The sequence below is a fragment of the Ignavibacteria bacterium genome (assembly GCA_016873775.1).
GTDB lineage: Bacteria > Bacteroidota > Ignavibacteria > UBA10030 > F1-140-MAGs086 > JAGXRH01.
On sequence record VGWC01000006.1, the window covers coordinates 32,831 to 59,202 of the forward strand.

The 26,372-nt window shown below is 37.8% G+C and carries 26 protein-coding genes, 4 tRNA genes and 1 pseudogene; 10 read left to right on the plus strand and 21 right to left on the minus strand.

What is annotated here, in order from left to right:
- Positions 1–145 precede the first annotated feature (145 nt).
- From FJ218_01725 to gcvP, 10 genes are all read left to right on the plus strand, one after another.
- On the plus strand, positions 146–583 hold the full coding sequence (locus tag FJ218_01725) for a GatB/YqeY domain-containing protein (GenBank protein MBM4165638.1): 438 nt from the start codon (positions 146–148) through the stop codon (positions 581–583).
- A gap of 128 nt (positions 584–711) precedes the next feature.
- Positions 712–1,263 (plus strand): hypothetical protein, encoded by a 552-nt coding sequence (locus tag FJ218_01730; protein ID MBM4165639.1) that lies wholly within the window; start codon positions 712–714, stop codon positions 1,261–1,263.
- Positions 1,233–3,617, plus strand: coding sequence for an endonuclease MutS2 (locus FJ218_01735; protein ID MBM4165640.1), 2,385 nt, complete (start codon positions 1,233–1,235; stop codon positions 3,615–3,617). The genes FJ218_01730 and FJ218_01735 overlap by 31 nt, the downstream gene beginning before the upstream one ends.
- A gap of 86 nt (positions 3,618–3,703) precedes the next feature.
- Positions 3,704–3,907 carry a heavy-metal-associated domain-containing protein gene (locus tag FJ218_01740; GenBank protein ID MBM4165641.1) on the plus strand — a complete coding sequence of 68 codons (204 nt, stop codon included), beginning with the start codon at positions 3,704–3,706 and terminating at the stop codon, positions 3,905–3,907.
- Between the two features lie 264 nt (positions 3,908–4,171).
- A complete protein-coding gene (efp, locus tag FJ218_01745) occupies positions 4,172–4,732 on the plus strand; it encodes an elongation factor P (protein ID MBM4165642.1) in 561 nt (186 codons plus the stop codon).
- Between the two features lie 62 nt (positions 4,733–4,794).
- Positions 4,795–5,244, plus strand: a complete 450-nt coding sequence (gene accB, locus FJ218_01750; protein MBM4165643.1) for an acetyl-CoA carboxylase biotin carboxyl carrier protein — start codon at positions 4,795–4,797, stop codon at positions 5,242–5,244.
- 204 nt (positions 5,245–5,448) lie between these two features.
- Positions 5,449–6,789 carry an acetyl-CoA carboxylase biotin carboxylase subunit gene (gene accC, locus FJ218_01755; protein MBM4165644.1) on the plus strand — a complete coding sequence of 447 codons (1,341 nt, stop codon included), beginning with the start codon at positions 5,449–5,451 and terminating at the stop codon, positions 6,787–6,789.
- An 89-nt stretch (positions 6,790–6,878) separates the two neighbouring features.
- On the plus strand, positions 6,879–7,259 hold the full coding sequence (gene gcvH, locus FJ218_01760) for a glycine cleavage system protein GcvH (protein MBM4165645.1): 381 nt from the start codon (positions 6,879–6,881) through the stop codon (positions 7,257–7,259).
- Positions 7,256–7,753 carry a DUF3667 domain-containing protein gene (locus FJ218_01765; protein MBM4165646.1) on the plus strand — a complete coding sequence of 166 codons (498 nt, stop codon included), beginning with the start codon at positions 7,256–7,258 and terminating at the stop codon, positions 7,751–7,753. The genes gcvH and FJ218_01765 overlap by 4 nt, the downstream gene beginning before the upstream one ends.
- Before the next feature lie 225 nt (positions 7,754–7,978).
- Complete coding sequence (gene gcvP, locus FJ218_01770; protein MBM4165647.1) at positions 7,979–10,867, plus strand: aminomethyl-transferring glycine dehydrogenase; 2,889 nt, start codon at positions 7,979–7,981, stop codon at positions 10,865–10,867.
- A 32-nt stretch (positions 10,868–10,899) separates the two neighbouring features.
- Here the strand turns inward: gcvP and ispH are convergent, their stop codons facing one another.
- From ispH to FJ218_01875, 21 genes and pseudogenes are all read right to left on the minus strand, one after another.
- Positions 10,900–11,817, minus strand: a complete 918-nt coding sequence (gene ispH, locus FJ218_01775) for a 4-hydroxy-3-methylbut-2-enyl diphosphate reductase (GenBank protein MBM4165648.1) — start codon at positions 11,815–11,817, stop codon at positions 10,900–10,902.
- A gap of 102 nt (positions 11,818–11,919) precedes the next feature.
- Complete coding sequence (trxA, locus tag FJ218_01780; protein MBM4165649.1) at positions 11,920–12,243, minus strand: thioredoxin; 324 nt, start codon at positions 12,241–12,243, stop codon at positions 11,920–11,922.
- Between the two features lie 124 nt (positions 12,244–12,367).
- On the minus strand, positions 12,368–15,847 hold the full coding sequence (gene dnaE, locus FJ218_01785) for a DNA polymerase III subunit alpha (GenBank protein MBM4165650.1): 3,480 nt from the start codon (positions 15,845–15,847) through the stop codon (positions 12,368–12,370).
- Between the two features lie 149 nt (positions 15,848–15,996).
- On the minus strand, positions 15,997–16,380 hold the full coding sequence (locus FJ218_01790) for a type II toxin-antitoxin system VapC family toxin (protein ID MBM4165651.1): 384 nt from the start codon (positions 16,378–16,380) through the stop codon (positions 15,997–15,999).
- Positions 16,380–16,634 (minus strand): hypothetical protein, encoded by a 255-nt coding sequence (locus tag FJ218_01795; protein ID MBM4165652.1) that lies wholly within the window; start codon positions 16,632–16,634, stop codon positions 16,380–16,382. The genes FJ218_01790 and FJ218_01795 overlap by 1 nt, the downstream gene beginning before the upstream one ends.
- 78 nt (positions 16,635–16,712) lie before the next feature.
- Positions 16,713–17,657 carry an ADP-ribosylglycohydrolase family protein gene (locus tag FJ218_01800; protein MBM4165653.1) on the minus strand — a complete coding sequence of 315 codons (945 nt, stop codon included), beginning with the start codon at positions 17,655–17,657 and terminating at the stop codon, positions 16,713–16,715.
- An 80-nt stretch (positions 17,658–17,737) separates the two neighbouring features.
- A complete protein-coding gene (locus FJ218_01805; GenBank protein MBM4165654.1) occupies positions 17,738–18,400 on the minus strand; it encodes a hypothetical protein in 663 nt (220 codons plus the stop codon).
- Positions 18,401–18,480: 80 nt separating this feature from the next.
- Positions 18,481–19,755: an AAA family ATPase gene (locus tag FJ218_01810; GenBank protein ID MBM4165655.1), complete on the minus strand. Its 1,275-nt coding sequence runs from the start codon at positions 19,753–19,755 to the stop codon at positions 18,481–18,483.
- A gap of 40 nt (positions 19,756–19,795) precedes the next feature.
- Entirely contained in the window at positions 19,796–20,338 is a 543-nt protein-coding gene (locus tag FJ218_01815) for a hypothetical protein (GenBank protein ID MBM4165656.1), read from the minus strand.
- A 136-nt stretch (positions 20,339–20,474) separates the two neighbouring features.
- Complete coding sequence (locus tag FJ218_01820; protein MBM4165657.1) at positions 20,475–21,335, minus strand: WYL domain-containing protein; 861 nt, start codon at positions 21,333–21,335, stop codon at positions 20,475–20,477.
- A gap of 97 nt (positions 21,336–21,432) precedes the next feature.
- Positions 21,433–21,716 (minus strand): annotated as a pseudogene (locus FJ218_01825) (PHP domain-containing protein).
- Positions 21,717–21,829: 113 nt separating this feature from the next.
- Complete coding sequence (locus FJ218_01830; GenBank protein MBM4165658.1) at positions 21,830–22,573, minus strand: queuosine precursor transporter; 744 nt, start codon at positions 22,571–22,573, stop codon at positions 21,830–21,832.
- A gap of 53 nt (positions 22,574–22,626) precedes the next feature.
- Positions 22,627–22,703, minus strand: a tRNA-Val gene (locus FJ218_01835).
- A gap of 28 nt (positions 22,704–22,731) precedes the next feature.
- Positions 22,732–22,823: transfer RNA gene (locus FJ218_01840), tRNA-Leu, on the minus strand.
- A gap of 35 nt (positions 22,824–22,858) precedes the next feature.
- Positions 22,859–22,930: transfer RNA gene (locus FJ218_01845), tRNA-Cys, on the minus strand.
- A 117-nt stretch (positions 22,931–23,047) separates the two neighbouring features.
- Positions 23,048–23,123 (minus strand) — tRNA-Gly (locus FJ218_01850).
- Positions 23,124–23,193: 70 nt separating this feature from the next.
- On the minus strand, positions 23,194–23,679 hold the full coding sequence (gene greA, locus FJ218_01855; protein MBM4165659.1) for a transcription elongation factor GreA: 486 nt from the start codon (positions 23,677–23,679) through the stop codon (positions 23,194–23,196).
- Positions 23,680–23,830: 151 nt separating this feature from the next.
- Positions 23,831–25,063, minus strand: a complete 1,233-nt coding sequence (locus FJ218_01860) for a bifunctional 3,4-dihydroxy-2-butanone-4-phosphate synthase/GTP cyclohydrolase II (GenBank protein ID MBM4165660.1) — start codon at positions 25,061–25,063, stop codon at positions 23,831–23,833.
- Between the two features lie 151 nt (positions 25,064–25,214).
- Positions 25,215–25,517: a preprotein translocase subunit YajC gene (yajC, locus tag FJ218_01865; protein ID MBM4165661.1), complete on the minus strand. Its 303-nt coding sequence runs from the start codon at positions 25,515–25,517 to the stop codon at positions 25,215–25,217.
- A 62-nt stretch (positions 25,518–25,579) separates the two neighbouring features.
- Positions 25,580–26,182 (minus strand): hypothetical protein, encoded by a 603-nt coding sequence (locus FJ218_01870; GenBank protein MBM4165662.1) that lies wholly within the window; start codon positions 26,180–26,182, stop codon positions 25,580–25,582.
- 40 nt (positions 26,183–26,222) lie between these two features.
- Positions 26,223–26,372 (minus strand): hypothetical protein (locus tag FJ218_01875; GenBank protein ID MBM4165663.1); only part of this gene is annotated, 150 nt, incomplete at its 5' end.

The window sequence follows — 26,372 nt, forward strand, 5'->3', positions numbered from 1 at the left end:
ATTTAGTAATGTTTTTATGAAACGAAAAATGATGTTGTTAAGATAGTCACCATTTTATTCTCGAAAGTGTTCCTTGTATATTTTCATCACATTTTTTTGAACGTGATAATATTCCACATCTATAATCTCAACCACTAACTTCATTATGGCTCTAAAAGAAACAATAACACAACAAATGACTGCGGCGATAAAAAGCGGCGACAAAGTGCGATTAGAAACCATTCGTTCCGTTCGCGCGGGAATTTTGGAATATGAAAAATCCGGTAAAGGAGAAATCGCCGATGTGAACGTTTTGCAAATCATTAGCAATCAAGTGAAGAAACGAAAAGAGACGATCGAAATTGCACAAAAGGCAAATCGAATGGAAATAGTTGAAGAAGAAGAAGCGCAATTGAAAATACTGCAAGAGTTTTTGCCGAAACAAATGAGCGCGGAGGAAGTGCGAACGGAAGTACTCCGCATCGCAGAACAAGCCGGCTCGAAAGAATTTTCTAACGTAATGCCAATGGTTATGAAAGAACTCAAAGGCAAAGCAGATGGAAAGATGGTGCAGGAGATAGTGAAAGAAGTGATTCAGCCATAATTTTTAGTGAAGAATTTCCAATGTCAATGCAGAACGGAGAATAGCCAATTAAGTTCAATTCCCAACCAATTGAACATTGAATATTCTGCATTACAATTACTCATTTCTATGAACAAATAAGAATACCAATGCTCGATTTCATTCTTTCCATTTTTCTCATCCTCGGATTTCTTCTTGGTTTGAAAGAAGGTATGATAAAAAAAATATTTTCATTCCTTGGAGTATTCATAGGTTTATTTGTAGCGTATAAATATTTTCGTTTTGTTAATTTGTTTGTAATAAAACAGTTTCATTTGTCTCCGCAATTTTCTGCATTGCTGAGTTTTATTATTATTTTTCTCATCATCTATATCGTATTCAAAATTTTCTCTAAAATTTTTGAACCGAAGTCAGCATCACTTTCCGTTGCAAACAGAATTATCGGAGGAATCATTGGTATAGCACAAGCGGCTATCGTTTTAAGTTTTTTGCTCATAGGAGTAACTTTTTTTCAACTTATTTCCGATGAAATGAAATCGTCATCCGTCCTTTATTCAAACGTCGTTAACATTGCTCCTCGCATCATTGATATTTTTTCTACGTTCCTTTCACAACCGTACGAGCGAAAACCGCTTGATTCGCTTCAACAAAATTCACTTCCTATTGTTCTATGTTGTTTCCTTTGGAACAAGAAAAGATGAACGAATACTTGCAAGCATTTTCAAAGTTAGAATTTGACGCAGTCAAATCTCACGTTGCAACGTATGTCCATTCTTCGTTAGCCGTTTCACTCTTAAAACAAACAACTCCATTTGCATCGTTGCGCGATATTCGCTACGAATTGGACCTTGTTTCTGAAATGAAACAAGTCATAGTGAGTGAGGGTGAAATAAACATACGATTTTCAGATAATTGTCCGTTATATCTTTCAAAACTTTCCATTGATGGAGCGTATCTTTTTGCAGGAGAATTGCGTGAAATTTTTGAATTGCTCAACATAAGCAGAGTAAGTGAACAGTTTTTCGCAAAAAGAGAAAAGGTGTACATTTTGTTAGGTCAGAAATCATCGCAACTCTTCACGAATAAAATACTTGAATTCAATATCGAGCAAGCGATTGACGAAAATGGAAATGTGCGAGACAATGCAACCAAAGTTTTACGGGATATTCGTCGTCGCATTGCAGAACATTCCAATCAGTTGAGAAAAAAATTAGAAACGTTACTTAAGAAATGTATTGAAGACGGCGTTGCGCAAGATGAAATCATTACGACACGCGAAGGCCGAATGGTTATTCCCATCAAAGCAGAATATAAAAACAGCGTTGATGGATTTATTCATTCGTCTTCTTCGAGTGGATTGACCGTATTCATCGAACCATCGGAAACATTGCAACTCAACAATGAAATACGTTCATTGCATTTTGAAGAATATCGAGAAGTAGAAAAAATACTTCGTGACTTATCAAAACAAATTGCTGAACATCGCGATTCGCTACAACGGAACGTCGAAATTCTTGCTCAACTTGAAGTTTTACAAGCAAAAGCAAAATACTCGCGAGAAATACACGGAACGTCGATTCATGTTCGAGAAGAAGGTAGTATATTGTTGCAAGATGCGTATCACCCGCTGTTGTTCAATAAACATAAACGTAGCGAACTTGTTCCGCTCACCATAGAAATTGGTAATGGCTGGAATACGTTGCTTATTACTGGCCCAAATGCAGGAGGAAAAACAGTAGCATTAAAAACGATCGGACTTTTACAGACAATGATTCAAGCAGGTTTTCATATTCCTGCTTCTTCCAATTCGCATTGCAGAATTATCAAAAAATTATTTGTAGATATTGGCGATGAACAATCCATTGAAAATGATTTGAGTACGTTCAGTTCCCATCTTAACAATTTGAAAACAATTATCGAACATGCGGATAATGAAAGTTTAATTTTACTTGACGAACTCGGAAGCGGAACCGATCCATCGGAAGGAAGCGCAATTGCGGCATCGGTACTTGAGCATTTGACAGCGATGCATAGTTTTACAATTGCAACAACACACAACGGCGAATTGAAAGCGTTTGCTCAAAACACTAACGGAATTGAGAACGCCGGAATGGAATTCGACCAAAGAACATTGATGCCGACGTATCGTTTGTGTGTTGGGATTCCAGGAAGCAGTTATGCTTTGGAAATAGCACAACGTTTGGATTTTCCTAACTTCATTTTGCAGCAAGCAAAGAAGTATCGTGGAGAAATTCCGAATTATTTGGAAAATCTTTTAAATGAAGTGGAAAACCGTTCGCAATTGTTAAAAAGCGAATTAGAATCTCTCAGATTAGAAAGAAATACATTACATAATACGATTCAGGAGTACAAAACAAAACAAGATTCGCTTCAACGTGAATTGAAAGAAATACGCAGGAAAGCAATAGATGATGCGAATGAAATTATACTTTCTGCAAGGAAAACTATTGAACAAGCAGTACGGGAAATAAAAGAAACTGCCGCTGATAAACATATTCTCAAAAAACAATTCGATGCTGTTGAACAAGTGAAAAACGATTTTCGCCAATCACTTCAAGAATTAATAGATCCTTCAACTGAACCATCTGCATTGTTTCGTATCGGTGATTCGGTAAAAATGAAAAATGGAAATGAATTAGGAAAAATTGTTTCCAAAACAAATGCAGAAAACGAATATGTAGTTTCATTTTCTTCAGTAAAGATGAAAGCGAAAGGAAGCGATTTACAGTTGGTAAAAGAAAGTGAACAACAAAAGAAAAAAAATCTTCCTTCATCGTTTTTGCCGCGAGAATACAAACGCGAAATAGATTTGAGAGGATTATACGGAGATGAAGCAATTGTAGTAGTTGATAAATTTCTCGACGAATCGAAAGTTGCAGGGATGGAAAGAGTACATCTGATTCACGGAAAGGGAACAGGTGCGCTACGAAAACGAATTACAGAATTTCTTTCAACGCATCCGTTGGTGCAAAATTTTCAAATTGCAGAATGGAATGAAGGAGGAACGGGTGTAACGGTTGTAGAATTGGGATGATAACTATTGCTTGAAGTAGCAATTCATCAAAAAATATTTATCTTTACAAAAATTTTATTTACATATTTATATCACAAAAAAATTACATGAAAACACAAGATTTTGAAATTGAAGGAATGACATGCCATCATTGCATATTGACTGTAAGAAATGCATTATCAGAACTTCCTTTTGTATACGTGGAAGATGTACAACTTGGTAGAGTAACTGTTCGTTATGATGAAACAAAATTCTCACCATTAGATTTTCTGTTTGCTCTTGATAAAGTTGGATACAAAGTAATTCTCTAAATATCATTTACTGATATGAAGAAATACGAACTGAAATACTCATTCAAACATTTCCATAACGCGTGTAGAATAACGTTTTGAAAAAAATTTACAAAGCAATTTTTTCCTGAAATTATTTGTATTGCATTATTCGAAAAAATAGTTTTTTCAAATTCTAAATGAGAACTTTTCCGTTGTTCCGTTGGTTTTTTACTTTCCTTCTGACTATATTTTCCCGCAATTTTAAAAAATAAATACACGTAAAAGAGAAGTAAACATCATTTTATGGCAACAACTGCTGATTTTCGACCGGGAATGGTAATAAAATTCGACGGCGAACTATACGAATTAATAGAATTTCAACACGTTAATCCTGGGAACTGGCGTGCGTTTGTTCGTGCAAAGTTGAAAGGAATAAAAAGTGGAAAGACATTTGAAAATAGATTTCGCGCTGGCGAAGCAATTGAACAAGTTCGCGTTGAACGAAAACAAATGCAATATTTATACCACGACGGTGCAGGTTATGTATGTATGGATCAAGAAACGTATGATCAGATTTCTGTTCCTGAAGAAGCAATAGGAGAACAATCGCAATTCCTCAAAGAAAACACAGAAGTAGAAGTTCTTTTTGATGGTTCAAACATACTTGGATTCGAATTACCTGTTACCGTAGATCTCATCGTAACGAATACGGTTCCTGGTGTTAAAGGAGATACTGCAACAGGAGGAACAAAACCGGCGACGATGGATACAGGAGCAACAGTCAATGTTCCGCTGTTCATTAACGAAGGGGATAAAATTCGCATTGACACGCGTACCGGAATTTATATTGAACGTGTTAAATAATTTACAACGTGAAAGCCAACAAACACACTGAAGTTCCCATTCAAAAAAATATTGAGGAAGTAATGGACCTTACTTATATTCGCAATCTTGTAACCCTCATTTCGGAAAGTAACATTGACGAAATTGAAATCGAAGAAGCGGGAAAAAAAATACGCATTGCAAAAGGAAAAAATAATACTGTTGCAAGCGCAATTGTTCCGCAGCAAGTTTCAATTCTTCAACCGCCATCCGTTTCAGAAATCAAACCACTTGCCGCTCATACCCCATCAACAACGAAGGAAATTCGTTCACCGATTGTCGGAACATTTTATCATTCTCCCGCTCCTGATGCCGATGCGTATGTCGAAGTAGGAGCGCACATAAAAGTTGGAACAGTTCTCTGCATCATCGAAGCAATGAAACTGATGAACGAAATCGAATCCGACATTGAAGGGAAGATTTTAAAAATATTGGTCGAAAATGGAAAACCGGTGGAGTTCAATCAACCGTTGTTTTTGGTGGAGCCGGTGTAATTCATTTTAGATATACAAATTACAATTGAATTTTATTTCAACTTCTTGTTAAAAATTCAAATGCCAATATCCAAATCTCAAATAAAACACACATCCGAAATTTCAAATCTTTAGAATTTGTTATTTGAAATTTGTTTTGGATTAGTTTTTTGTCATTTGGAATTTTAACAAGAAAAATTGAAAATTATTTTCGAGTTTAAAAGATTGTTTAAAAAAATCCTCATCGCTAACCGCGGAGAAATTGCTCTTCGCACCATTCGAGTATGCCGCGAACTCGGCGTAAAAACCGTAGCTGTTTATTCCGAGGCAGATCGAGATTCGCTTCACGTTAAATTCGCCGATGAAGCCGTGTGCATCGGTCCTCCTTTCAGCAAAGAAAGTTATCTTAACATTCCACGCATTATCGCTGCCGCAGAAATTACCGGCGCAGACGCAATTCATCCTGGATATGGTTTTCTTGCAGAGAAAGCAGACTTTGCAGAAATTTGCGCAACGTCGGGAATAAAATTTATCGGACCGCCGATTGATGCAATTATTGCAATGGGCGACAAAGCAGTTGCAAAAGAAACTGCGCGTAAAGCCGGAGTTCCGGTTGTGCCGGGAAGTGATGGAGTTATTACCAATGTGAATGACGCACTGAAAATTGCAGACGACGTTGGTTATCCCATAATGTTAAAAGCAGTAGCCGGCGGCGGTGGAAAAGGAATGAGAATTGTTCGTCAATCTGATGAATTGGAAAAAGCGTTTCAAATGGCGAGCGCAGAAGCATCAGCGGCATTTAACAACGGCGATATGTACATTGAAAAATTTATCGAAAATCCGCGCCACATCGAAATACAAGTGTTCGGTGATAAATTTGGAAACGTCGTTGCAATGAATGAGCGCGATTGTTCCATTCAACGCCGACATCAAAAACTTGTGGAAGAATCACCATCGCCGTTTGTGGGTTCTGCATTGAGAAAAAAAATGGAAGCCGCCGCAGTAAAAGCCGCAAAAGCAGTGAAGTACGAAGGAGCGGGAACTATTGAATGTCTCGTGGACAAAGACGAAAATTTTTATTTTATGGAAATGAACACGCGCATTCAAGTGGAACACACGGTAACCGAAGAAGTGATTGACCACGATTTACTGAAAATGCAAATCAAAATTGCGGCGGGAATGCGTCTTCCGAAAAAAGCATTTCCGATTCGCGGACACGCAATCGAATGCCGCATCAATGCAGAAGACCCATACAAAGATTTTCGTCCGTCTCCGGGAACAATTACCGGATTTCATTTGCCCGGCGGTTTCGGAGTTCGAGTTGATACTCACGCATACAGCGGTTATCAAATTCCGCCATATTACGATTCGCTTATTGCAAAACTGATTTGTTTTGCTCCTACTCGTACCGGTGCAATCGAAAAAATGGTGGGAGCGTTGGAAGAATTTACGATTGAAGGCGTTGCAACTACAATTCCGTTTCATAAAAAAGTTATGCAGAACAAAAAATTCCAAGATGGCGATTTTGATACGAGTTTTCTTGAAACGTTTGAGTTTAAAGATTGATTTACTCACTTGAAATTTTTTTTCGATGATAACACGCTGAAACTTTTTAAAAACTTGAAACTCGCAACTCGTAACTAAAAAAAATTAAAATGAATTTCCCTAACAATTTAAAATACACCAAAGACCACGAATGGATTTGCGTGGATGGAAATATCGGAACAATCGGAATTACGGATTTTGCACAAAGCGAACTTGGCGATATTGTCTTTGTCGAACTTCCCTCGAAAGGAAAAAAACTTAAAGAACACGAAACATTTGGCACGATTGAAGCAGTGAAAACCGTTTCCGATTTATATGCACCCATCAGTGGAGAAATTGTTGAAGTAAATTCCTCTCTCGAATCTTCTGCCGAAGTAATCAACAAAGATCCATACAACGCTGGATGGATTGTGAAAATGAAAATCGCAGACGCAAAAGAATTGAACGCGCTTCTCACTTCAAATCAATACCGTGAGTTAATTGGAAAATGAACACGCTATCTTCGCACGAACATTGTCTTAACTGCGGAGAAAAACTTGTCGGAAAATTTTGCTCAAAGTGCGGACAAGAACTAACGCATCTCAATGTTCCGTTCTCGCATATTGTCAAAGAATTTTTAGGCAATTATCTTCATTTCGATTCGTATGTAATTTCCAGCATAAAACTTCTTCTCTTCAAACCTGGTTTTCTCACCAAAGAATTTATCGAAGGAAAACGTGTTCGACACATTCCACCGCTACGAATGTATTTCTTCATCAGCGTTCTCTATTTTCTTTTCGCTCCAACGGAAAACCAAATCCGTTTTGCCGACAAAAATGACGTAAAAGAAACGGGTGGAGTTTCCTTCAACAAAAACTATGGAAATAATGTAAAACTTTTTGTTGCTGATGATTCATCACGACAAGATTCGCTTGCCTTCCAAATATCACCTAAAGAAAAAACCGGTTTTGAAAAATTTCACTTGGAAAAACTATCGCGAAAATGAGTTTGTTGCTTTTGAGCGAGATATTTCTACTCGGAATTGCATTTATGGTAACAATAGTTATTACTGCGTTATTATTTTAAAATGAACTCCAACTTTATTTACATTTTTTGCTTTGCGATTAAAAGAGAATTGTATTTAACCGCGAAGGAACGCAAAGTTTAGCGCAGAGTTTCGCGAAGTAATTTTTTCTTCGCGCAATAATTCTTTTACTAAATAAAACTCATAATGTCAATCAATTTTTTTTCCAAAGAAAATTTTTCTTCGCGCCACATCGGTCCCGATGAAAACGAAATTCAACAAATGCTCGAAGTCGTTGGCGCAAACTCGCTTGATGAATTTATTGCAAACGTTATTCCTCAGCAACTTCGCACAACGTCGCCGCTCAAACTTCATCGCACACAAAGCGAACAAGAAACGCTTTCGGAAATTTATTCTATCGCATCGAAGAATAAAATTTTTCGCTCGCTGATTGGAATGGGATACAACGACACGTTCACGCCAACAGTAATTCAGCGCAACGTGTTGGAAAATCCCGCATGGTACACTGCGTACACTCCGTATCAGGCGGAAATCGCGCAAGGACGATTGGAAGCGTTACTCAATTTTCAAACAATGGTGATAGATTTAACGGGGCTTCCGATTGCCAACGCTTCGCTTCTCGATGAATCCACAGCAGCAGCAGAAGCGATGACAATGTTTTTGCGAATGAAAACAGAAATCACCAATCCGACATTTTTTGTTTCGGAACAATGTCATCCGCAAACGATTGACGTAATTCACACACGCGCAAAACCCTTGGGAATAAACGTCATCGTCGGAAATCATTACGAGTTTCAATTTTCGGAAAATGTTTTTGGTGCGCTTCTGCAATATCCGACTACTGATGGAGCAGTGAATGATTATAGTTCGTTCTGCGAACTTGCGCATAAAAATAATTCGTACGTTGTTGTTGCGGCAGATTTATTGAGTTTGGCGTTGCTCACTCCTCCGGGAGAATTTGGCGCGGATTGTTGCGTGGGAAATTCACAGCGATTCGGCATTCCAATGGGATATGGCGGACCACACGCGGCATTCTTTACAATCAAAGATGAATTTAAACGACAAATGCCGGGAAGAATTATCGGCGTTTCAATTGACTCGCGTGGAAAAACTGCGTTGCGAATGTCGTTGCAAACTCGCGAGCAACACATTCGCAGAGAAAAAGCAACATCGAATATTTGCACAGCACAAGTTCTTCTCGCAGTAATGGCAAGTATGTACGCCGTGTATCACGGTGAAAATGGAATTCGCAATATCGCTTCTCGAATTCATCATCTCACAAAAATTTTTGCAAATGGATTGAAACAACTTGGTTACGAAATTTTCTACGAAGAATTTTTCGATACGATTCGTGTGAATGTTGAAAATAAATCGCGGACAAAAATTCTTTATTCTTTAAAAGAAAACGAAATCAATCTTCGACAGTATGATGATGGTTCGCTTGGAATTTCTTTCGACGAAACGTGCGACGAAAATATTGTCAATACACTTCTCGAAATTTTTAGCACAAATTCTTCTCGAAAAATTTCATTGAACGAAATCACAAAAAATATTTCATACAATTATGATGGAACAATGAAACGCACGAGTCGGTATCTCATGCATATTGTATTCAATAAATTTCATTCGGAAACGGAAATGCTCCGCTACATTCGCTCGCTCGAAGAAAAAGATTTGTCGCTTGTACATAGTATGATTTCACTCGGCTCTTGCACGATGAAACTCAACGCAACAACAGAAATGATTCCTGTAACGTGGAGCGAGTTTGGAAAATTGCATCCATTTGCACCACTCGAACAAACACAAGGTTATCAAGAATTATTTTCACAATTAGAAGCGATGTTGAAAGAGATAACCGGATTTTCCATTTGCTCGTTGCAGCCAAATTCAGGAGCGCAAGGAGAATACGCGGGACTACTTGCGATTCATCGTTATCACGAAAGTAAAAATGAATCGCATCGCAACGTGTGTTTAATTCCGTCATCGGCACACGGAACAAATCCTGCGAGCGCAGTAATGGCAGGAATGAATGTTGTCGTTGTTCGAGCGAATGACGATGGAACAATTGACGTTGATGATTTAGAAGTGAAAGCAAACGAACATGAAAAAAATCTTGCCGCGCTTATGGTAACGTATCCATCAACACACGGCGTGTTTGAGGAAAGCATAAAAGAAATTTGCGCAATTGTTCACAACCACGGCGGACTTGTGTATATGGATGGCGCAAACTTAAATGCTCAAGTTGGTTTGTGTTGTCCCGCAGAACTTGGCGCAGATGTGTGTCATATCAATTTGCACAAAACGTTTTGCATTCCTCACGGCGGCGGCGGTCCGGGAATGGGTCCTATTTGTGTGAACGAAAAACTTGCCAAGTTTCTTCCATCGAATGTAAATTTATTTTCGGAAGATAGCAATTGTAACGCGGTTTCCTCAGCGATGTGGGGAAGCGCAAGTATTCTCGTTATTTCGTGGGCGTATATAAAAATGATGGGAGGCGATGGACTAACACGCGCAACGCAACTTGCAATTCTCAACGCGAATTATATGGCGAAACGCTTGGAAAAATTTTATCCAATTTTATATAAAGGTATAAATGCTCGCAACGCGCACGAATTTATTTTGGATTGCCGAGAATTTAAACTGAGTGCGGGAATTGAAGTAGAAGACATTGCAAAGCGTTTAATTGATTACGGATTTCACGCGCCAACTGTTTCATTTCCCGTTGTCGGAACAATGATGATTGAACCAACAGAAAGCGAACAGAAAGATGAACTCGATAGATTTTGTGATGCGTTGATTTCGATAAGAAGAGAAATTGAGGAAATTGAAAACGGAATGTATCCGAAAGAAAATAACGTTTTGAAAAATGCGCCGCACACCGCTGATGTTGTTACCATTGATAATTGGAATTTTCCGTACACACGCGAGAAAGCCGCATATCCAACGAAACACATGCGCGAACGAAAATTTTGGCCCAGTGTCGGTCGAGTGAACAGCGCATACGGTGATAGGAATTTAGTGTGCAGTTGTGTGCCGATGGAGAAGTATTTATATGAAGAAAAAATTTTGCCTTAAAAATCAAAACTCACATTTTTCATTTGATAATCTCAATTCAACTCCCTCGGCAAAGCAAACTCAATCTTCTCATCTACACGTTCGAGGTTTTCTATGCCAATATTGCCAAATTGTTTTATCACTTCATCAATCACATCGCGCACTAAAAATTCCGGAACCGACGCGCCGGAAGTTAAGCCAACTGTTTTCACATTTTCAAACCAATCAAAATTGATTTTCGTTTTGTCTTCAATCAAAAACGATTGTATGCCGAAACGTTTTGACGTTTCCACAAGGCGATTAGAATTAGAACTATTCGCTGAACCAACAACCAAAATCAATTGACATTCATTTGCAAGTTCTTTCACAGAATCTTGTCGGTTTTGTGTTGCGTAACAAATGTCATCCACTTTCGGTGATTCGATTGCGGGAAATTTTTTCTTCAACGCTTCAACAATTTCTTTTGTATCATCGAGCGAAAGCGTTGTTTGAGTGAGATACACAATTTTTCCATCGTTGATCTGTAATTTCTCAACATCATTAACAGTTTGCACAAGCGTCATCTGCGCGTACCCCATTGTTCCCAATGTTTCCTGATGATTTTCGTGGCCGATTAAAATTATGGTGTAACCTTTGCGAAAAAAATCTTGTGCTTCGATATGCACTTTTGTTACGAGCGGACACGTTGCATCAATCGGCAACAATTTGAAATTATTTGCATTCGATTTTACGAGCGGTGAAACTCCGTGCGCACTGAACACAAGATAACTTCCGTTCGGCACATCTTCCACACGTTCGACAAACACTGCGCCTTTGTTTTCCAAATCTTTTACAACGTGCGTGTTGTGCACAATTTGATGATACACGTACACCGTTCCGAATCGCTGCAGACATTCTTCGACGGCAAAAATTGCTCTATCAACACCAGCGCAAAATCCGCGAAAGGGAGCGAGAATAATTTTTTGTAACACGTTCTTTTCGGTATTAGTTAATTGTTATTGGTTAATCGAGCTCGAGAATAAACTAATTATCTATTCACAATTAGCGAATAACCAATAACAAACAACGATTCACTAATTCAGTTGCGCACTCACTCTATCCACCAATGTTCGTTTCGGAACTGCGCCGATGATTTGGTCAACGACTTTTCCACCTTTGAAAATCATCAACGTTGGAATACTGCGAATCCCAAAGTCCATCGAGATTTGCGGATTGGAATCCACATCTACTTTTCCGACTTTGAGTTTGCCGTCGTATTCTTTTGCAAGTTCTTCGACAATCGGCGCAATCATTCTGCATGGACCGCACCACTCTGCCCAAAAATCTACGAGTACCGGAGTTTGTGAATTTATTACTTCTGTTTGAAATGTACTGTCTGTTAATTGTAAAGGTTTCATTTTTGTTGGTTCGTTTGTTGGTTAGTTAGTTAGTTTGTTTAATAAGTAATTGAGTATATGAGATAATGAGAAGTTGAGAATATTGTGTTACGCATATCTCACATCCCACATCTCAAACCGAAAATCATTTCATAATTGAAATCGTATCTTTGCCAAAGAATTGTTGCACTTGTGAAAACAATTCGTGCGAAGGCGTTACGGAATATTTCGTCGCGCGAAATCGTTTTACTCCGTTTCCGTTCAATCCTTTCACATTAATATAACAAGAGCAAGTTCCTGAAAATTGTTCGAGAATTTTTTTCAAATCAAGAATGGATTTTTCCTGCGTTTCATTTGCATCGAGTGAAATCGAAATTCCTTTTGCAAATTTTGTCATTACCTGTTCGATGGGAATTATTTCGTCTACAAGTATTTTCAACGTTTCACCATTCGTATCAGCTTTGCCAATCACCATCACGATATAATCTTCACGAATAAATTGCGAAACTTTCTCGTACGTTTTAGAAAACACGATGCACTCACCTTTCCCCGAAAAATCTTCCAACGTCATAAACGCCATTTGTCCGCCTTTTTTATCAATCTTCTTTTTGATGTCAACGATAATTCCGCAAACGCGAATCGTTGTTCCATTTTGTGCTGAACTCACATCAGAAAATTTCGCCGTTGAAAAATTATTGGCTTCAATTTCGTACTGCTGCAACGGATGTCCCGAAACATAAAACCCAAGAACAGATTTTTCTCTCGCCAATGTTTCACGCTGACTCCAGTGAAGTTTATCATCGAGCGGAGGAAATTTTATATGCTCATCATTTTTTGATGCGCCGCCAAAAAGTCCCGATTGATTGCGCGAATAATGTTCTTGCACCGATTGTCCGAAAATTATCAATCGCTCGACAGAAGCAAACAACGACGCGCGATTTTTATTCAAAGAATCAAATGCTCCGGCGCAAATCAATCCTTCGAGTGTACGTTTATTCACAAGACGCAAATCAACATTCTTCACAAACTCAAAGATGTTAGAAAATTTCTTTAACTCTTTTTTTGCGCGCAAAATATTTTCAACGGCAGTTTCGCCAACGCCTTTTATAGCGCTCATTCCGAATCGAATTCCATCATTCGTTACGGTGAAATCAACATCGCTTTCGTTCACATCAGGCGGAAGAATTTTTATTCCGAGTTGTCGGCAATCGTCAATAATTTCTGCAATGCGTTTGTTATCATCTAATTCCGTTGAAAGCGATGCGGCGATAAATTCATTCGGATAGTACGTTTTCAAATACGCAGTTTGATACGCAATCATAGCATACGCAACGCTATGCGATTTGTTGAATCCGTACGATGCAAACTTATCAATCAAATCAAAAATCTCTTTCGCAGTTTTTTCTTTCACTCCATTTTCTACTGCGCCTTTCACGAATTCTTTTTGCTGCTTCGCCATCAACTCTTTATCTTTTTTTCCCATCGCGCGCCGCAACAAATCTGCTTGTGCAAGCGTGAATCCCGCTATCTCACTCGCCATTTTCACCACTTGCTCTTGATACACAATAACGCCGTACGTTTCTTTTAAAACCGGCTCGAGTTTCGGATGCAAATATTCGATTGTTTGTTTTCCGTGTTTGCGCAAAATAAAATCGTCAATCATTTCCATTGGACCGGGACGATACAGCGCGTTCATTGCAACTAAATCAGTGAACGCATTCGGTTTCAACTTGCGAAGCGAATCTCTCATTCCAGCACTTTCAAACTGAAACACGCCAGTTGTCAATCCTTTTGCAAATAATTCAAAAACTTTTTCATCTCCTTCAGGAATTTTTTCCACATCAATATCAACGTTATGATTTTGTCGAATCATCTTCACGGCAATTTCCAACACGCGCAATGTTTTCAACCCGAGAAAATCCATTTTCAGCAAACCGACTTTCTCCAAATCGCCCATTGGATATTGCGTTATGTTCACTTCGCTGTTCGGTGCTTTGCACAACGGAACGTATTCATCAATTGGTCCCGGCGCAATCACCACTCCCGCCGCGTGAACACTCGCGTTGCGATTCATTCCTTCCAGCACAAGCGAAACATCAAGCCACTCCTGAATTTTTTCATCGGTGTTTTTTCGTATTTCTTTCAACTCAGGGATTTCTTTGAACGCTTTAGATAGCGGCATCACTTCGCCTTGAATTGTCGGAATCTGTTTAGTCAGCGGTTCAATCGTTGAAAGTGGAATTCCCATCACTCTGCCGACATCTTTCAACACTGCTTTCGATTGCAATGTGTTGAACGTAATAATTTGTGAAACTGCTTTCTCTCCGTATTTTCTTTTCACATATTGAATAACCAACTCGCGTTTCGTATCAGTAAAATCAATATCAATATCGGGCATCGAAACTCTATCGGGATTTAAAAATCTTTCGAAGAGTAAATCATATTTCAGCGGGTCAATTGTTGTAATGTCAAGCGAATATGAAACAATACTTCCCGCCGCGCTTCCTCTTCCCGGACCAACCCACACGCCCATCTTTCGCGCTTCGCGAATAAAATCCTGCACGATGAGAAAATATCCTGCGTATCCCATTTTCTTAATAGTAGTGAGTTCGTGTTTCAAACGTGATTCAATGTCGTTATCAAAGTTGGGATATCTTTTTCTTACGCCATCGTATGCAAGTTTTGCCAAATATTCATCGAGTGTTTTTCCTCCGGCGTCTGAAGGCAACAGAAAATTCGGAAAGTGATTTTCTTTTTCTTTAAATGTAACATTGCATTTGTCCGCAACCTCCATTGTTGAAGTAATCGCTTGAGGAAATTGTTTGAACAGTTTCTGCATTTCCTCCGCACTCTTGAAATAAATCTGGTCGGTTCCGTATTTCAAATCCTTGTAATTGAGCGGCGCGCCATTTTGACTCGCTTCGGGAATAAGCAGCATTACATTATGTGCAAGCGAGTGTTCCTGTTTGATGTAATGATTATCGTTCGAGCAAATCAATTTCAAACCAAACTCTTTTGCAAACTTCGGAAGAAATTCGAGAATAGGTTTTTCAACTTCTAATCCGTGGTCTTGCAACTCTAAATAAAAATCTTGCCCGAATAAATCCGTATAATCTTTGCATACCGCTTTTGCTTTATCATAATTTTTCATCACGAGATAATCTGCAATCACACCGACGGGACAAGCAGAAAGACAAACAATTCCTTCGTAATATTGTTTCAGAATTTCAAAATCAATGCGCGGCTTGTAATAAAATCCTTCCGCGTGCGCGATGGAAGAAAGTTTGATGAGGTTTTTGTAGCCGAGTTCGTTTTTCGCAAGCAGTACGAGATGATTATACACACCGCGGCCTTTGTCTTTGTCCTTGCCTTCCACGCGAGCGGATTTATCGAAACGGGAAGTTCCGTGTGGCGCAATATAAAACTCGCTTCCGATAATCGGTTTTATTCCTGCTTTCTTCGCTTCGAAATAAAACTCAACACAACCATCCATTACGCCGTGGTCTGTGAGCGCGACGGCGGGCATTTTGTTTTCCACTGCGGCGCCAACAATTCCCTCAATCGTAGCCGCGCCGTCGAGCAAACTGTAATGCGAATGATTATGAAGATGAACAAATTCTGACAAGGAAGTTCTTTGTTATGCGTTATTAGTTGATTGATGAATTGAAAAGAAGCGGGACAAAAATACGAAAAAAGAGAAAGGAAAAATTTTCCGTACTTGCAAAAAAAAATCAAGTCGTCAATAGATTTTTTAACTTATTGTTTACGCACTTTTTATCTTTTGTACGGCTGCAAAATTCGGATGCTGGGTATTGCTCTATAATGTTTTGTATTGAACGTGCATAGAGGTACGTTTTGAGAAACTGCAGTTTGCCCAATTAAAGCATCTATAATTCCAAGTCCAGAAGAGAGATAAAATTTAGAAAAGATTTGAAAGGCAATTTCGCAATCGTCAAGGGTGGGCGAAACTATTACAAATTTTGAAATTTCTTGCTCGACGATAAGTTGCTCACGTCTATTAACACATCCTTGAATTTCTTCCATCGCGACAAAACCACTGATGACAAGTTCTTCATCATCAAGAGAGTCGAGCCATTCAATTGCGGAGGGATGCTTTCGTAAAATATCTACAAGGATATCAGTATCAAGAGAAAGCATTATGCCCGTACTCTTTTTTGAGATTGTTCCCGAAGTTCACGAGCAAATGCAACGCTATCGTGAATATCTTTTCTGTTCCGCCATAACCCCACAAGCTTGGAGTGTAAAAGTTTCTTTGCCGTCAGCCGTTGTTTATTTTTTGGTTTCTCAAAAAGGAGAATCATCTCAACACGTTCGCCCTTCTTATAAGGCAAGTCGCTAAGAATAACTACTCCATCTTTTTCAAGAGTAGTTTGTAATCGTATTGCATTCATAACAGTAGGATTTTTTTCGGAACAAAAATACGAAAAAAGAGTTTTGAAATTTTTATTGAAATAATGGTAAGTGTTCTGTTACTCCAGTTTCTCACTTAATCGTTCACTCACTTTAACGATGTCATCCTTTCTTGCAAGAAGTTCGAGCCAGTTACTCGGGATATGTTCCACTCCGTATAATATTCCTGCCAAACCACCAGCAACTGCACCCGTTGTATCAGTATCATCACCAAGATTTACAGCGCATAAAACTGTTTCTGTGAATGAATTGCATTTTAACAAACACCATAGACTTGCTTCAAGTGTATGAAGAACATAACCGGTAGAGGATATTTCCTTTTCTTTGAACTTATTTATATCAACACTTAAAATTCTCTTGAACAAGAGTATTTCCTCTGAATGAATTTTATACGACTTAAGAAATTCAGGAACGTGAATTTTCACTTGCTTGTAGGCAGAGACTTTATCTCTCGTTTTCAAAAGTTGAATCGCATATTCAACATAAATAAAACAAGCAATGACCGAACGAATATGTGCGTGCGTAATAGATGAAACTTCTCTCACAACCCGAAATCGTTCTTCAATGGGTTTATCAAATAAATAAAATGCAAGCGGAAGTGTTCTCATCAACGAACCATTGCCATTTGAGTTAATATCATCTTGACCAGAATGATAAGGTCTAATTCCTTGATGTAATCTTTGAATTGCAATTTCTGTCGTTCCGCCTTTGTCAAATACTTCACCGTGCGGAGTCCAAAAATTTTCATACATCCATTTCTCAAAATTATGAGCAATATCCTGTAAATCATATCCCTTGCATAAACTTTCTGCAAGACAAAACGTGAGAGAACTGTCATCCGACCAAGTTCCCGGCGTTTGGTTATGTGTTCCAAATCCTATCATTTCTGTGATAGGATTCTCGCTCAATGTTTTTCGAGTATTAAACTCTACTGGAACGCCTAATGCATCTCCAACCGCAATGCCCAATAACGCTGATTTTATTTTACTGTGTTCAATTTTCATATGTGTATAATTGTGTTATGTGTTATATCTCCAAATGCTTTCCAACGAGCATTACATTCTATTTTATTTCTTGAATAACGTTATTCCAATAAAAAGACTTCTACATTAAGTTTCAATGTCTCCTTAAGTAATTGCATATAATCTTCTTCAAAATCTACATAAACATCTTCCTCCCCGCCGTTTTTATCAAAGATGTATTGGCACAATAATCCGGGTAAGATACTTTCGCTATCAATTTCCTCTTCTGCATCTTCACCAAAACAATCAACTACTTGTGGTTTTGTGCTTTCAAGATATTCAAGAAATTCTTCCGATTCGTAAATCTTGTTCAACTCTCTGCAAATCTCATACGTTTCTACTGTCTTCTCAAGATGAATTGCATAATTATTTGCAATGAACATTACTTGATGTGCATTATTCACAAGAAAGACAAGTACTGCTAATGATGAAGGAACTAATCTTGTTGGCTCCGAAGGTAAGTTATACGTCGCGAATGAAAACCACTTTGATGTGTTGCTTCCGTAATCCACTTCTTCCGATTTGTGAAAATATACCGTATCATTCGCAATATAACCGCTAATATCTGTTCCATTACTTGTGGAATAAATTTCTCTCGCAATTTTTTGAGGAGATGCATCGGGTGGTAATGTGATTTCTTCGTAAGGCGGAATAATAACATCATCGTTATAGTGTGATAACGTTATTAATTCAGAAGCATTTTTGTGTTGTGAAATGGGAAACATAGTTTTATGAAGTTTTTTTAGTGATTGATTAAATTTGTTCCGAATAAATACAATGATAAAAAATTGCCGATCCTTTTAAACTACGCCAACACAAATCCCGTTCTTCCGTTTGTCGGTTCTGGTTCTTTGTAAAAACCACGAAACGATTCACCTATCATTTGCAAAACATATTCTTGTGTGAGTTTTTCACGTTCAAATGCTGCAACAATTTCTAAATGTTTCACCAAGTTTGCAATAAAAGCGCCGGTAACTTTCTTTCTTTTCATTTCGGAAAGAACTTCGTCATCAAATAAGGAAATGATTTCCTCACTTTTCGTTTTACTTTCCACAAGCGAAAGGTATAGGTTAGAATCAATAACGTTTACATCAATAATCAAATCAAATCTTCCGGGACGACTTGCCGCTAAATCAACTAATCGTTTGTCATTTGTCGTCGCCAACAAAAAAAAATCGCGTTTTACAAATCCATCCATCTTCTGTAAAAAATTTGCAAGTTGTTTGGTGTATAATCCCTCCTCACGCGATCCCGTCATTAAATCAATATCGTCCACACATAACACAACGGGAGAAAATAAATCAATAAACTGAAACAGAGATTCAATGCGATGTTCATTTCCGTTGGTAAAAACAAATGTTGCTTTTCCTTTACACGCATTAGCAATAGCGCGAATGATTTTTGTCTTTGCCGTTCCTGGTTTTCCTGCAAACAAATATCGCAGTGGTTTCTGAAGAACGTGATGCTGCGATAATGCTTGAATGAACAACGAAATATGGCTCAGAATATTTTCCGGAAGAAATATGTGGGAAAGATGTTCTTCTCCAAAATTTATTGGACGAACAAACACATCATCGCTATCCTCAGTCCATTGATTCGTACACATTTCCACCTCCAAAAACGCATTTCGATACGGTGAATGTTGTACAGATTCACGAATAATGTACTGCAGTAATTCTTCGGAAAGCTTCGATTGCATCTCAAGTCCCAAACAAAAAATTTTGTTGATAATATCTCCGTGTTCCCGAATACGGCGAAGAGCGACGTCATATAAGGCGTTATGATAGCGCAGGGTAATATCAACATTTGCATTGGAAACGCGTTCATCGTTCTTCCCAAACTCATCGCTCACTGAAACGAGGTGGGGTTTTACAAAATGGTCATCGGTTATCCCTATCATCCGGAGCACTTCGATTGTTTCCGACTCTTCCTTGCGTGAGTACATACGATATAAGTATGATTTTATAAACTCGTATAAATATAAATGCACATCTTTCTCGGAAGAAGTTGGCGTATGTTTTGTACTCTGTTGATTTTCAAAGAGATGACTTTTTCTCCCGATATCGAGATTACTTTCCATAATTGTATTGTTGTTTAAAGTGTAAAAAAATAAGATGATTTTAGAAAACCTTTTTATACTTATGTTCGTATTTCCCAGAAAGAATGCTTAAACCAGTCATCACATCTCCAAGATTTCGCAACCCTTCAAAAGCGTTGAGATGAAGAAATTTTTTGGGAAATATTTTATCTATGCCATTCAGTTGATCATCAATAATGAGAAAATTTATGATGTCGTATGATGTTGTGCGAATCCATTGTTCAATTTCCTTTCCTCTATTGTAAGGGCTTGTGAACTGTTTAACATCCGTAAGATCACCATTCCCAAGCATCGGCGTTTTGTCAATGATTTCCCCGCGAACTCCATTCTTCTTGAGAAGGTTCTTGAGTTCTTCGAAATCCCAAAATACTCGTCGTGCAGAAGTGATAACTATTTTTGCATCCGTAATTTCCGTCAATTCATTTAAGTTTGCTACCGCATTTTTGTCAAAGGGAATATTCAATGCATTGGCATACACATATCCGTCTTTTCGATACGGGCAAAGCACACCGTCTATATCGAGAAAAATAATCCTGGCTTTTTGGTAAATTTCTTTCTCTGCCATTATTCTCTTTGTTCGTCTTTTTATTGTTCGATGAGGTTTTGTCTGAAACATTTTTTTTCCAAATTTTATGAAATAAAAATACGATTCCCGTTTCCAGAAATCGTATCATTGAATGATAATTTTTTGTAAAATGCTCTTAAATGTTTGCTTCCTTAATTCCTTTTGCGGCTTTCAAAACCATTGTTCTCAACTCATTCGGTTCTATTATTACGACATCACCTCCCCAACTCATTATCCAACCAAGCATTTCCGATAACTCACTGACTTTGAAAGAAAGCAAGATTCTTCCATCCGGTTGAATCTCCAACATTTGATGTTCATTCCAAATTCTGTTTTTAATAACGTGTGCCACTTTTGAGGAGAAGAGAAGTTTTATGCCTATTGATTCGTCTCCACAATAAGTCTCCCAGGATTCATAATATATCTTCCTAATATCCTTAGATGATGGTTTTGAGAAAATAGTTTTTTTTTCATAAATCTTCACAATATTATCAACATAGAATTGTTTTACACTGCCTTCACTATCCCCAATCAATAACCATTCTTTCATCGTAGGAATAAGTTTAAATGGATTTACAGCTCGTCGAACAAGCACATCATCAAAGACTTTGTAATAATCAATTTCAATTTGTGTTTTTTTCTCTATCGCTTTCACAAGTTGAATGAAGATGTTAAGTGTCTTATCTTGTAATTTTAAGGTTGTCAATGAAATGTTTTTAGGAAATGTTACAACACGATTCGATGAAAGCAGATACTGTGACAGTAGTTTATTATAATCATCACTCTCCAAAACGTTTAACAATCGAAGTTTCTTTTTTATACTATGGACCTTGTACCCCATTTTTCTAATCGCTTGCAAATCACGATTGATAGTAGGAAATTCTACGTTAAATAAATCCGATAAATCCGATTTATCATATTTGTTCGGTTCTTTCTCAATCAAGGAAAGAATTTCAATTTGCCGTTTCAGCATTTCAAGCGGAGAGGATTTTTTCATAAACGTTTACCAAATTCTCAAACAAAGAAAGAAAATTTTTCCATTCGTGAAGATTGGTGAAATTAGTGGCGAAAATTTTTACTCAAATGAAAACCTCTCACGAAGAATATATATCCCTTGCAATACGAGAAGCAGAACGCACGTTTGATGAGAATGAAGTTCCCGTTGGCGCAATATAAAACTCGCTTCCGATAATCGGTTTTATTCCTGCTTTCTTCGCTTCGAAATAAAACTCAACACAACCATCCATTACGCCGTGTCAGTGAGAGCAACTGCAGGCATTTTGTTTTCCACTGCGGCGCCAACAATTCCCTCAATCGTAGCCGCGCCGTCGAGCAAACTGTAATGCGAATGATTATGAAGATGAACAAATTCTGACAAGGAAGTTCTTTGTTATGTGTTATTAGTTGATTGATGAGTTGAAAAGAAGCGGGACAAAAATACGAATTTTTTGTGAAGGAAGATTTTTAATCGGAGCGCAATTCTTTTGCGTCTCATTGTTTTAATTGTATCGCATTTGCATTTTCAAAATATTTATCAATGAGCCAATGTACAGCATATAATACCGGAGTCATTGCGATTGCAACTAAAAATTTATAGATGTAATTCACGATACCAATCGCAATTACAACGTTGAAATCCCATCCTGCGCCAATGTAAAAAGCAATAAACAATACAACAAAACTATCAATGAATTGCGAAACAAGAGTTGAACCAGTTGCACGAAGCCAAATATTTTTACTTCCAGTGAGTTTTCGAATATATTGAAACACCGATACATCAATTATTTGCGAAACTAAAAATGCTACAACAGAACCGATAATAATCCACATTCCTTGTCCAAGAATAGTATTAAATGCATTATCCATATCCAACATACCATTTGGGGTAAAACGTAACAGCCAAAAATCAGCTCCGTGCAATTTTATTGCTATAAAAATGATCACGTAAGCATAAATAATCAAAGCAGCAGTAACAAAAGAAATGAGTCGCACACTTTTTTTTCCATAGTACTCATTGATAATGTCCGTCAAAACAAATACAAATGGCCAAAGTAAAACTCCTGCTGTTAAATTAAACGAGAGTTGTTCTACGCCAAGTATATTAAATCTGTACGGCTCTATTCCAAGTGTTTGTTCAAGCGAAAAAATTTTTACTCCGATAAATTCGGCAAGTAATGCATTGGCAAGAAAAAAAGAACCAAGAATGTAAAAGAGAACTGTTGATTTAGTTTGCATATTTTTTCGATAGTTACAAAACGAAAAAAAGCAATCTCTCACAAGATTGCTTTTTGTGGACTCTATAAGACTCGAACTTATGACCTCTTCCATGTCAAGGAAGCGCTCTAACCAACTGAGCTAAGAGTCCGTTTTATTTTTTGAGTAATATTTTAAAATGGTGCCGGGGATCGGAATCGAACCGACACAGAACGCTTTACGTTCTAATGGATTTTAAGTCCATCGCGTCTACCAGTTCCGCCACCCCGGCGTTTTATTGAAAACATTACTTTACCTCATCAGACGAGGCGCCGAGCGGATTCGAACCGCTGCATAAAAGTTTTGCAGACTTCTCCCTTACCACTTGGGTACGGCGCCTAAAAAAACAAAAAAATAAAATGCAAAAAGGAAAAAAATGAAGATTATCCAGGTCAGTATTCAATCACGATGAGAATTCTTATACACGAACAAATCACATTTTTTCTTTTTGCATTTTTGAGCGGGAAACGGGATTCGGACCCGCGACATTCACCTTGGCAAGGTGACGCTCTACCAGCTGAGCTATTCCCGCAACGGAGTTTAGAAATTTTATGGGCAAATATAAGAGTTCAACAAGAAATGTAAAACTTCTTTTTCAAATACTATCGAGAAATATTTAAAATAATATATTCCATTGTACCTGCGGGAACAAGAACTTTAACGGAATCACCTTTCTTTTTTCCTAAAAGCGCTTTACCAATTGGCGAAGTAACAGATATCTTATGATTTTCAAAATCAGATTCTTCTTGCGATACCAATGTATATTCTAGTTCTCGTCCACGTTTTTTTTCTCTGAGTTTTACTTTAGAAAGTATATACACTTTATCATTCGGAAGGTCTTTTGCAGCGATGATACGCGATCGAGAAAGCGTGAGTTCAAGTTGTACAATACGGTCTTCGAACATTTGTTGCTCTTCTTTTGCTGCGTCATATTCGGCGTTTTCGCTTAAATCGCCATAGGAGCGAGCAGATGCAACTTTTTGTGCAAGTTCTGGTCGTACAACTTTTTTCATTCGCTCGAGTTCTTTTTCCATTTCATGAAATTTTTCACGTGTTAAATAGACGACGCCGTTGTTGCCTTCTTTCATAAATGTTTTTTTTGTCTTCGTAGTAGTATATAATATGTAAGAAAAAAAAACCAAACCCGCATTGAAAACTGATTCAACGCGGGTATGGTTAAATTTTACGGGTAAAATTTACGTTTTTCTTGTGTAATTGTCAATAGAATATCCAAAAAAATTATCGCTGTTGTTTCAATAATATAAAATGTCCTAACTTATCTCGCTTCGTTTGCAAGTATTTTTCGTTGGAAATGTTCGGATGTGTTTCTAAAGGAACACGCTCAACAATTTCTAATCCGTATCCGTGCAAGCCAACTATTTTTTTGGGATTATTCGTCATCAATTTCATTTTTCCAACTCCTAAATCCCGCAATATTTGTGCGCCGATTCCATAGTCGCGCAAATCCGGACGAAAACCAAGTTTTTCATTTGCTTCTACGGTGTCTGCTCCCTCGTCTTGTAATTTATATGCTTTTAATTTATTTGAAAGTCCGATTCCTCTTCCTTCTTGTCTCATATAAACGATGACTCCCGAACCTTCTTTTTCAACAAGTTTCATTGCAGAATGTAACTGTTCATTGCAATCGCATCGCAAAGAATGAAACACATCGCCGGTTAAACATTCCGAATGAACTCGCACAAGCGTTGCTTCATCACGACGAATTTCTCCTTTCGTCAACGCTATATGTTCTTTTGCATCGGTTTCGCTTTTGTAAAGATGAACGTGAAAATCGCCGAACATTGTCGGAAGGTGAGTTGAAACAACACGTTGCACAAGTTTCTCGCGCTGCATTCGATATTCGATGAGCGATTTTACCGTAATCATTTTCAGTTGAAATCGTTCAGCAATTTTTTGTAACTGAGGAACGCGCGCCATCGAACCATCGGGATTGAGAATTTCGCACAACACCGCCGCGGGATAAAGTCCGGCAAGTTTGCACAAATCCACCGATGCTTCCGTATGTCCCGCGCGGCGAAGAACTCCACCATCCATTGCACGCAACGGAAACACGTGTCCCGGTCGCGCTAAATCGCTTGGCTTTGTATTTGCATCAACGAGCGATTTCACTGTTCGCGCTCTATCAAAAACAGAAACACCCGTCGTTGTATCGTGAACGTAATCAATCGAAATTGTGAACGGCGTTTCGTGCAGCGATGTATTGCTCTCGACCATATAACCGAGTTTCAGTTCTTCCGCTCGTTTGTTCGTAATCGCTGCGCAAATTATTCCTTTTCCATCCGATGCCATTAAGTTGATAATTTCCGGCGTAACTTTTTCTGCCGCGCAAATGAAATCGCCTTCGTTCTCGCGGCTTTCGTCATCAACGACGATGATGACTTTTCCCGCGCGAAGTTCTTCAATCACTTCATCGATTGAATGGAATTTTTCTGCCACGTTGGATGTATTCATACGAATTTAGGAAAATTACTAAGTACAAATGTCAAATGACAAACAAATTTCAAATTCTAAATTTCAAAAAAACTTGTCATTTGAATTTTGTTCTTTGAACTTTAATAGAATTTTTTTTAGGATTTAAGTTTTACAAAATTTTTTTGTATCACTAATCTGCTTTTCGCGATGCAATTGCGGACTTGTCAAATTTTACTTTGACATTATCGGCGATTTGAACAAGGACGGTTGTTTCTTCAACGCCAACAACAGTGCCATGCATTCCACCAATAGTTGTTACTTTATCTCCTTTAGAAATCGCATCAAACATCTTTTGTCGCTCTTTTTGTTTTTTTTGTTGCGGGCGAATTATCATAAAATAAAATACCGCGATGATGAGAAGGAACATTATGATGGTACTGAACATACTTCCGCCGCCATCACCTTGCGGAGCCATTGCTATTATTTGATTCATAGGTTATAGTTAGTTGTTTTGTTTTAGGTTGTGTTTGTTAAATTTTTAGTTTGTTACAATTGTTATTTTGCGTTCACAATTTCAGTTTGCCTAATTATTTTTTCTACTTCGCTTCTGTAGTTTTCTTTTCCTATACGCATACTATAATGAGGTATCTTTATAATTTGGTATTTCGTTTTGAAATTTCTAAGTAGAATATTATAAGAAATACTTCCGAATGCTATTAAAATTGGATTTGTAGGATTTAGGTCTAATAATTCTTGTTCGAAAATAGCGACATTATGTTCTTCAAAATCTCTATTCAGTTTTAAAAAAGAGTGAACTGTTCCAGAAATTATTTGTTCGAAATCTTTGATAATATCAGTCATATATGCTCCATAAAGCCCGGTATTCTTAAAAGCATATCTAATTTTGTAATCTTGAGATTGTGGTTTCGAGTCATGAAAATTCCCAAAGGTATTTTCAATTTTTCTAGAAATATTCAATCCGACCATTATTATATTCGGATTTATTTGAACAAGTATATTTGGGTTAAGATCTAAGTCAAATATTTTCAAATCTCCAATATTCGATTTCGGTGTTTTTCCTTCATTAGCCCATATAGCCCAACTCGCAAAGTGTCCGCACTTATTTGCTATTTCTAAATAATGACTTCTTTGAATCATAAGAGAATAGCAAATAGGATACTTTTCTTTTTCTTACACATCATTTTCCAAAACTTCTTCTCCCACTCTCACTCCTCATCGCCATCGAAGCAAGCATTTCTCTCTTCCATTCCGCAAAACGTTTTTCTCGAATTGCGTTGCGTGTTTCTTTCATCAGCCATTGATAAAAATACAAGTTGTGAATTGTTGC

Excerpts from the sequence above, each read along its gene's own strand:
- FJ218_01725 (MBM4165638.1), top strand. The coding sequence starts at position 146 with ATGGCTCTAAAAGAAACAATAACACAACAAATGACTGCGGCGATAAAA.
- FJ218_01730 (MBM4165639.1), top strand. The coding sequence starts at position 712 with ATGCTCGATTTCATTCTTTCCATTTTTCTCATCCTCGGATTTCTTCTT.
- FJ218_01735 (MBM4165640.1), top strand. The coding sequence starts at position 1,233 with ATGTTGTTTCCTTTGGAACAAGAAAAGATGAACGAATACTTGCAAGCA.
- FJ218_01740 (MBM4165641.1), top strand. The coding sequence starts at position 3,704 with ATGAAAACACAAGATTTTGAAATTGAAGGAATGACATGCCATCATTGC.
- efp (MBM4165642.1), top strand. The coding sequence starts at position 4,172 with ATGGCAACAACTGCTGATTTTCGACCGGGAATGGTAATAAAATTCGAC.
- accB (MBM4165643.1), top strand. The coding sequence starts at position 4,795 with ATGGACCTTACTTATATTCGCAATCTTGTAACCCTCATTTCGGAAAGT.
- gcvH (MBM4165645.1), top strand. The coding sequence starts at position 6,879 with ATGAATTTCCCTAACAATTTAAAATACACCAAAGACCACGAATGGATT.
- FJ218_01765 (MBM4165646.1), top strand. The coding sequence starts at position 7,256 with ATGAACACGCTATCTTCGCACGAACATTGTCTTAACTGCGGAGAAAAA.
- gcvP (MBM4165647.1), top strand. The coding sequence starts at position 7,979 with ATGTCAATCAATTTTTTTTCCAAAGAAAATTTTTCTTCGCGCCACATC.
- trxA (MBM4165649.1), bottom strand. The coding sequence starts at position 12,243 with ATGAAACCTTTACAATTAACAGACAGTACATTTCAAACAGAAGTAATA.
- FJ218_01790 (MBM4165651.1), bottom strand. The coding sequence starts at position 16,380 with ATGCTTTCTCTTGATACTGATATCCTTGTAGATATTTTACGAAAGCAT.
- FJ218_01795 (MBM4165652.1), bottom strand. The coding sequence starts at position 16,634 with ATGAATGCAATACGATTACAAACTACTCTTGAAAAAGATGGAGTAGTT.
- FJ218_01800 (MBM4165653.1), bottom strand. The coding sequence starts at position 17,657 with ATGAAAATTGAACACAGTAAAATAAAATCAGCGTTATTGGGCATTGCG.
- FJ218_01805 (MBM4165654.1), bottom strand. The coding sequence starts at position 18,400 with ATGTTTCCCATTTCACAACACAAAAATGCTTCTGAATTAATAACGTTA.
- FJ218_01810 (MBM4165655.1), bottom strand. The coding sequence starts at position 19,755 with ATGGAAAGTAATCTCGATATCGGGAGAAAAAGTCATCTCTTTGAAAAT.
- FJ218_01815 (MBM4165656.1), bottom strand. The coding sequence starts at position 20,338 with ATGGCAGAGAAAGAAATTTACCAAAAAGCCAGGATTATTTTTCTCGAT.
- FJ218_01820 (MBM4165657.1), bottom strand. The coding sequence starts at position 21,335 with ATGAAAAAATCCTCTCCGCTTGAAATGCTGAAACGGCAAATTGAAATT.
- FJ218_01830 (MBM4165658.1), bottom strand. The coding sequence starts at position 22,573 with ATGCAAACTAAATCAACAGTTCTCTTTTACATTCTTGGTTCTTTTTTT.
- greA (MBM4165659.1), bottom strand. The coding sequence starts at position 23,679 with ATGAAAGAAGGCAACAACGGCGTCGTCTATTTAACACGTGAAAAATTT.
- FJ218_01860 (MBM4165660.1), bottom strand. The coding sequence starts at position 25,063 with ATGAATACATCCAACGTGGCAGAAAAATTCCATTCAATCGATGAAGTG.
- yajC (MBM4165661.1), bottom strand. The coding sequence starts at position 25,517 with ATGAATCAAATAATAGCAATGGCTCCGCAAGGTGATGGCGGCGGAAGT.
- FJ218_01870 (MBM4165662.1), bottom strand. The coding sequence starts at position 26,182 with ATGATTCAAAGAAGTCATTATTTAGAAATAGCAAATAAGTGCGGACAC.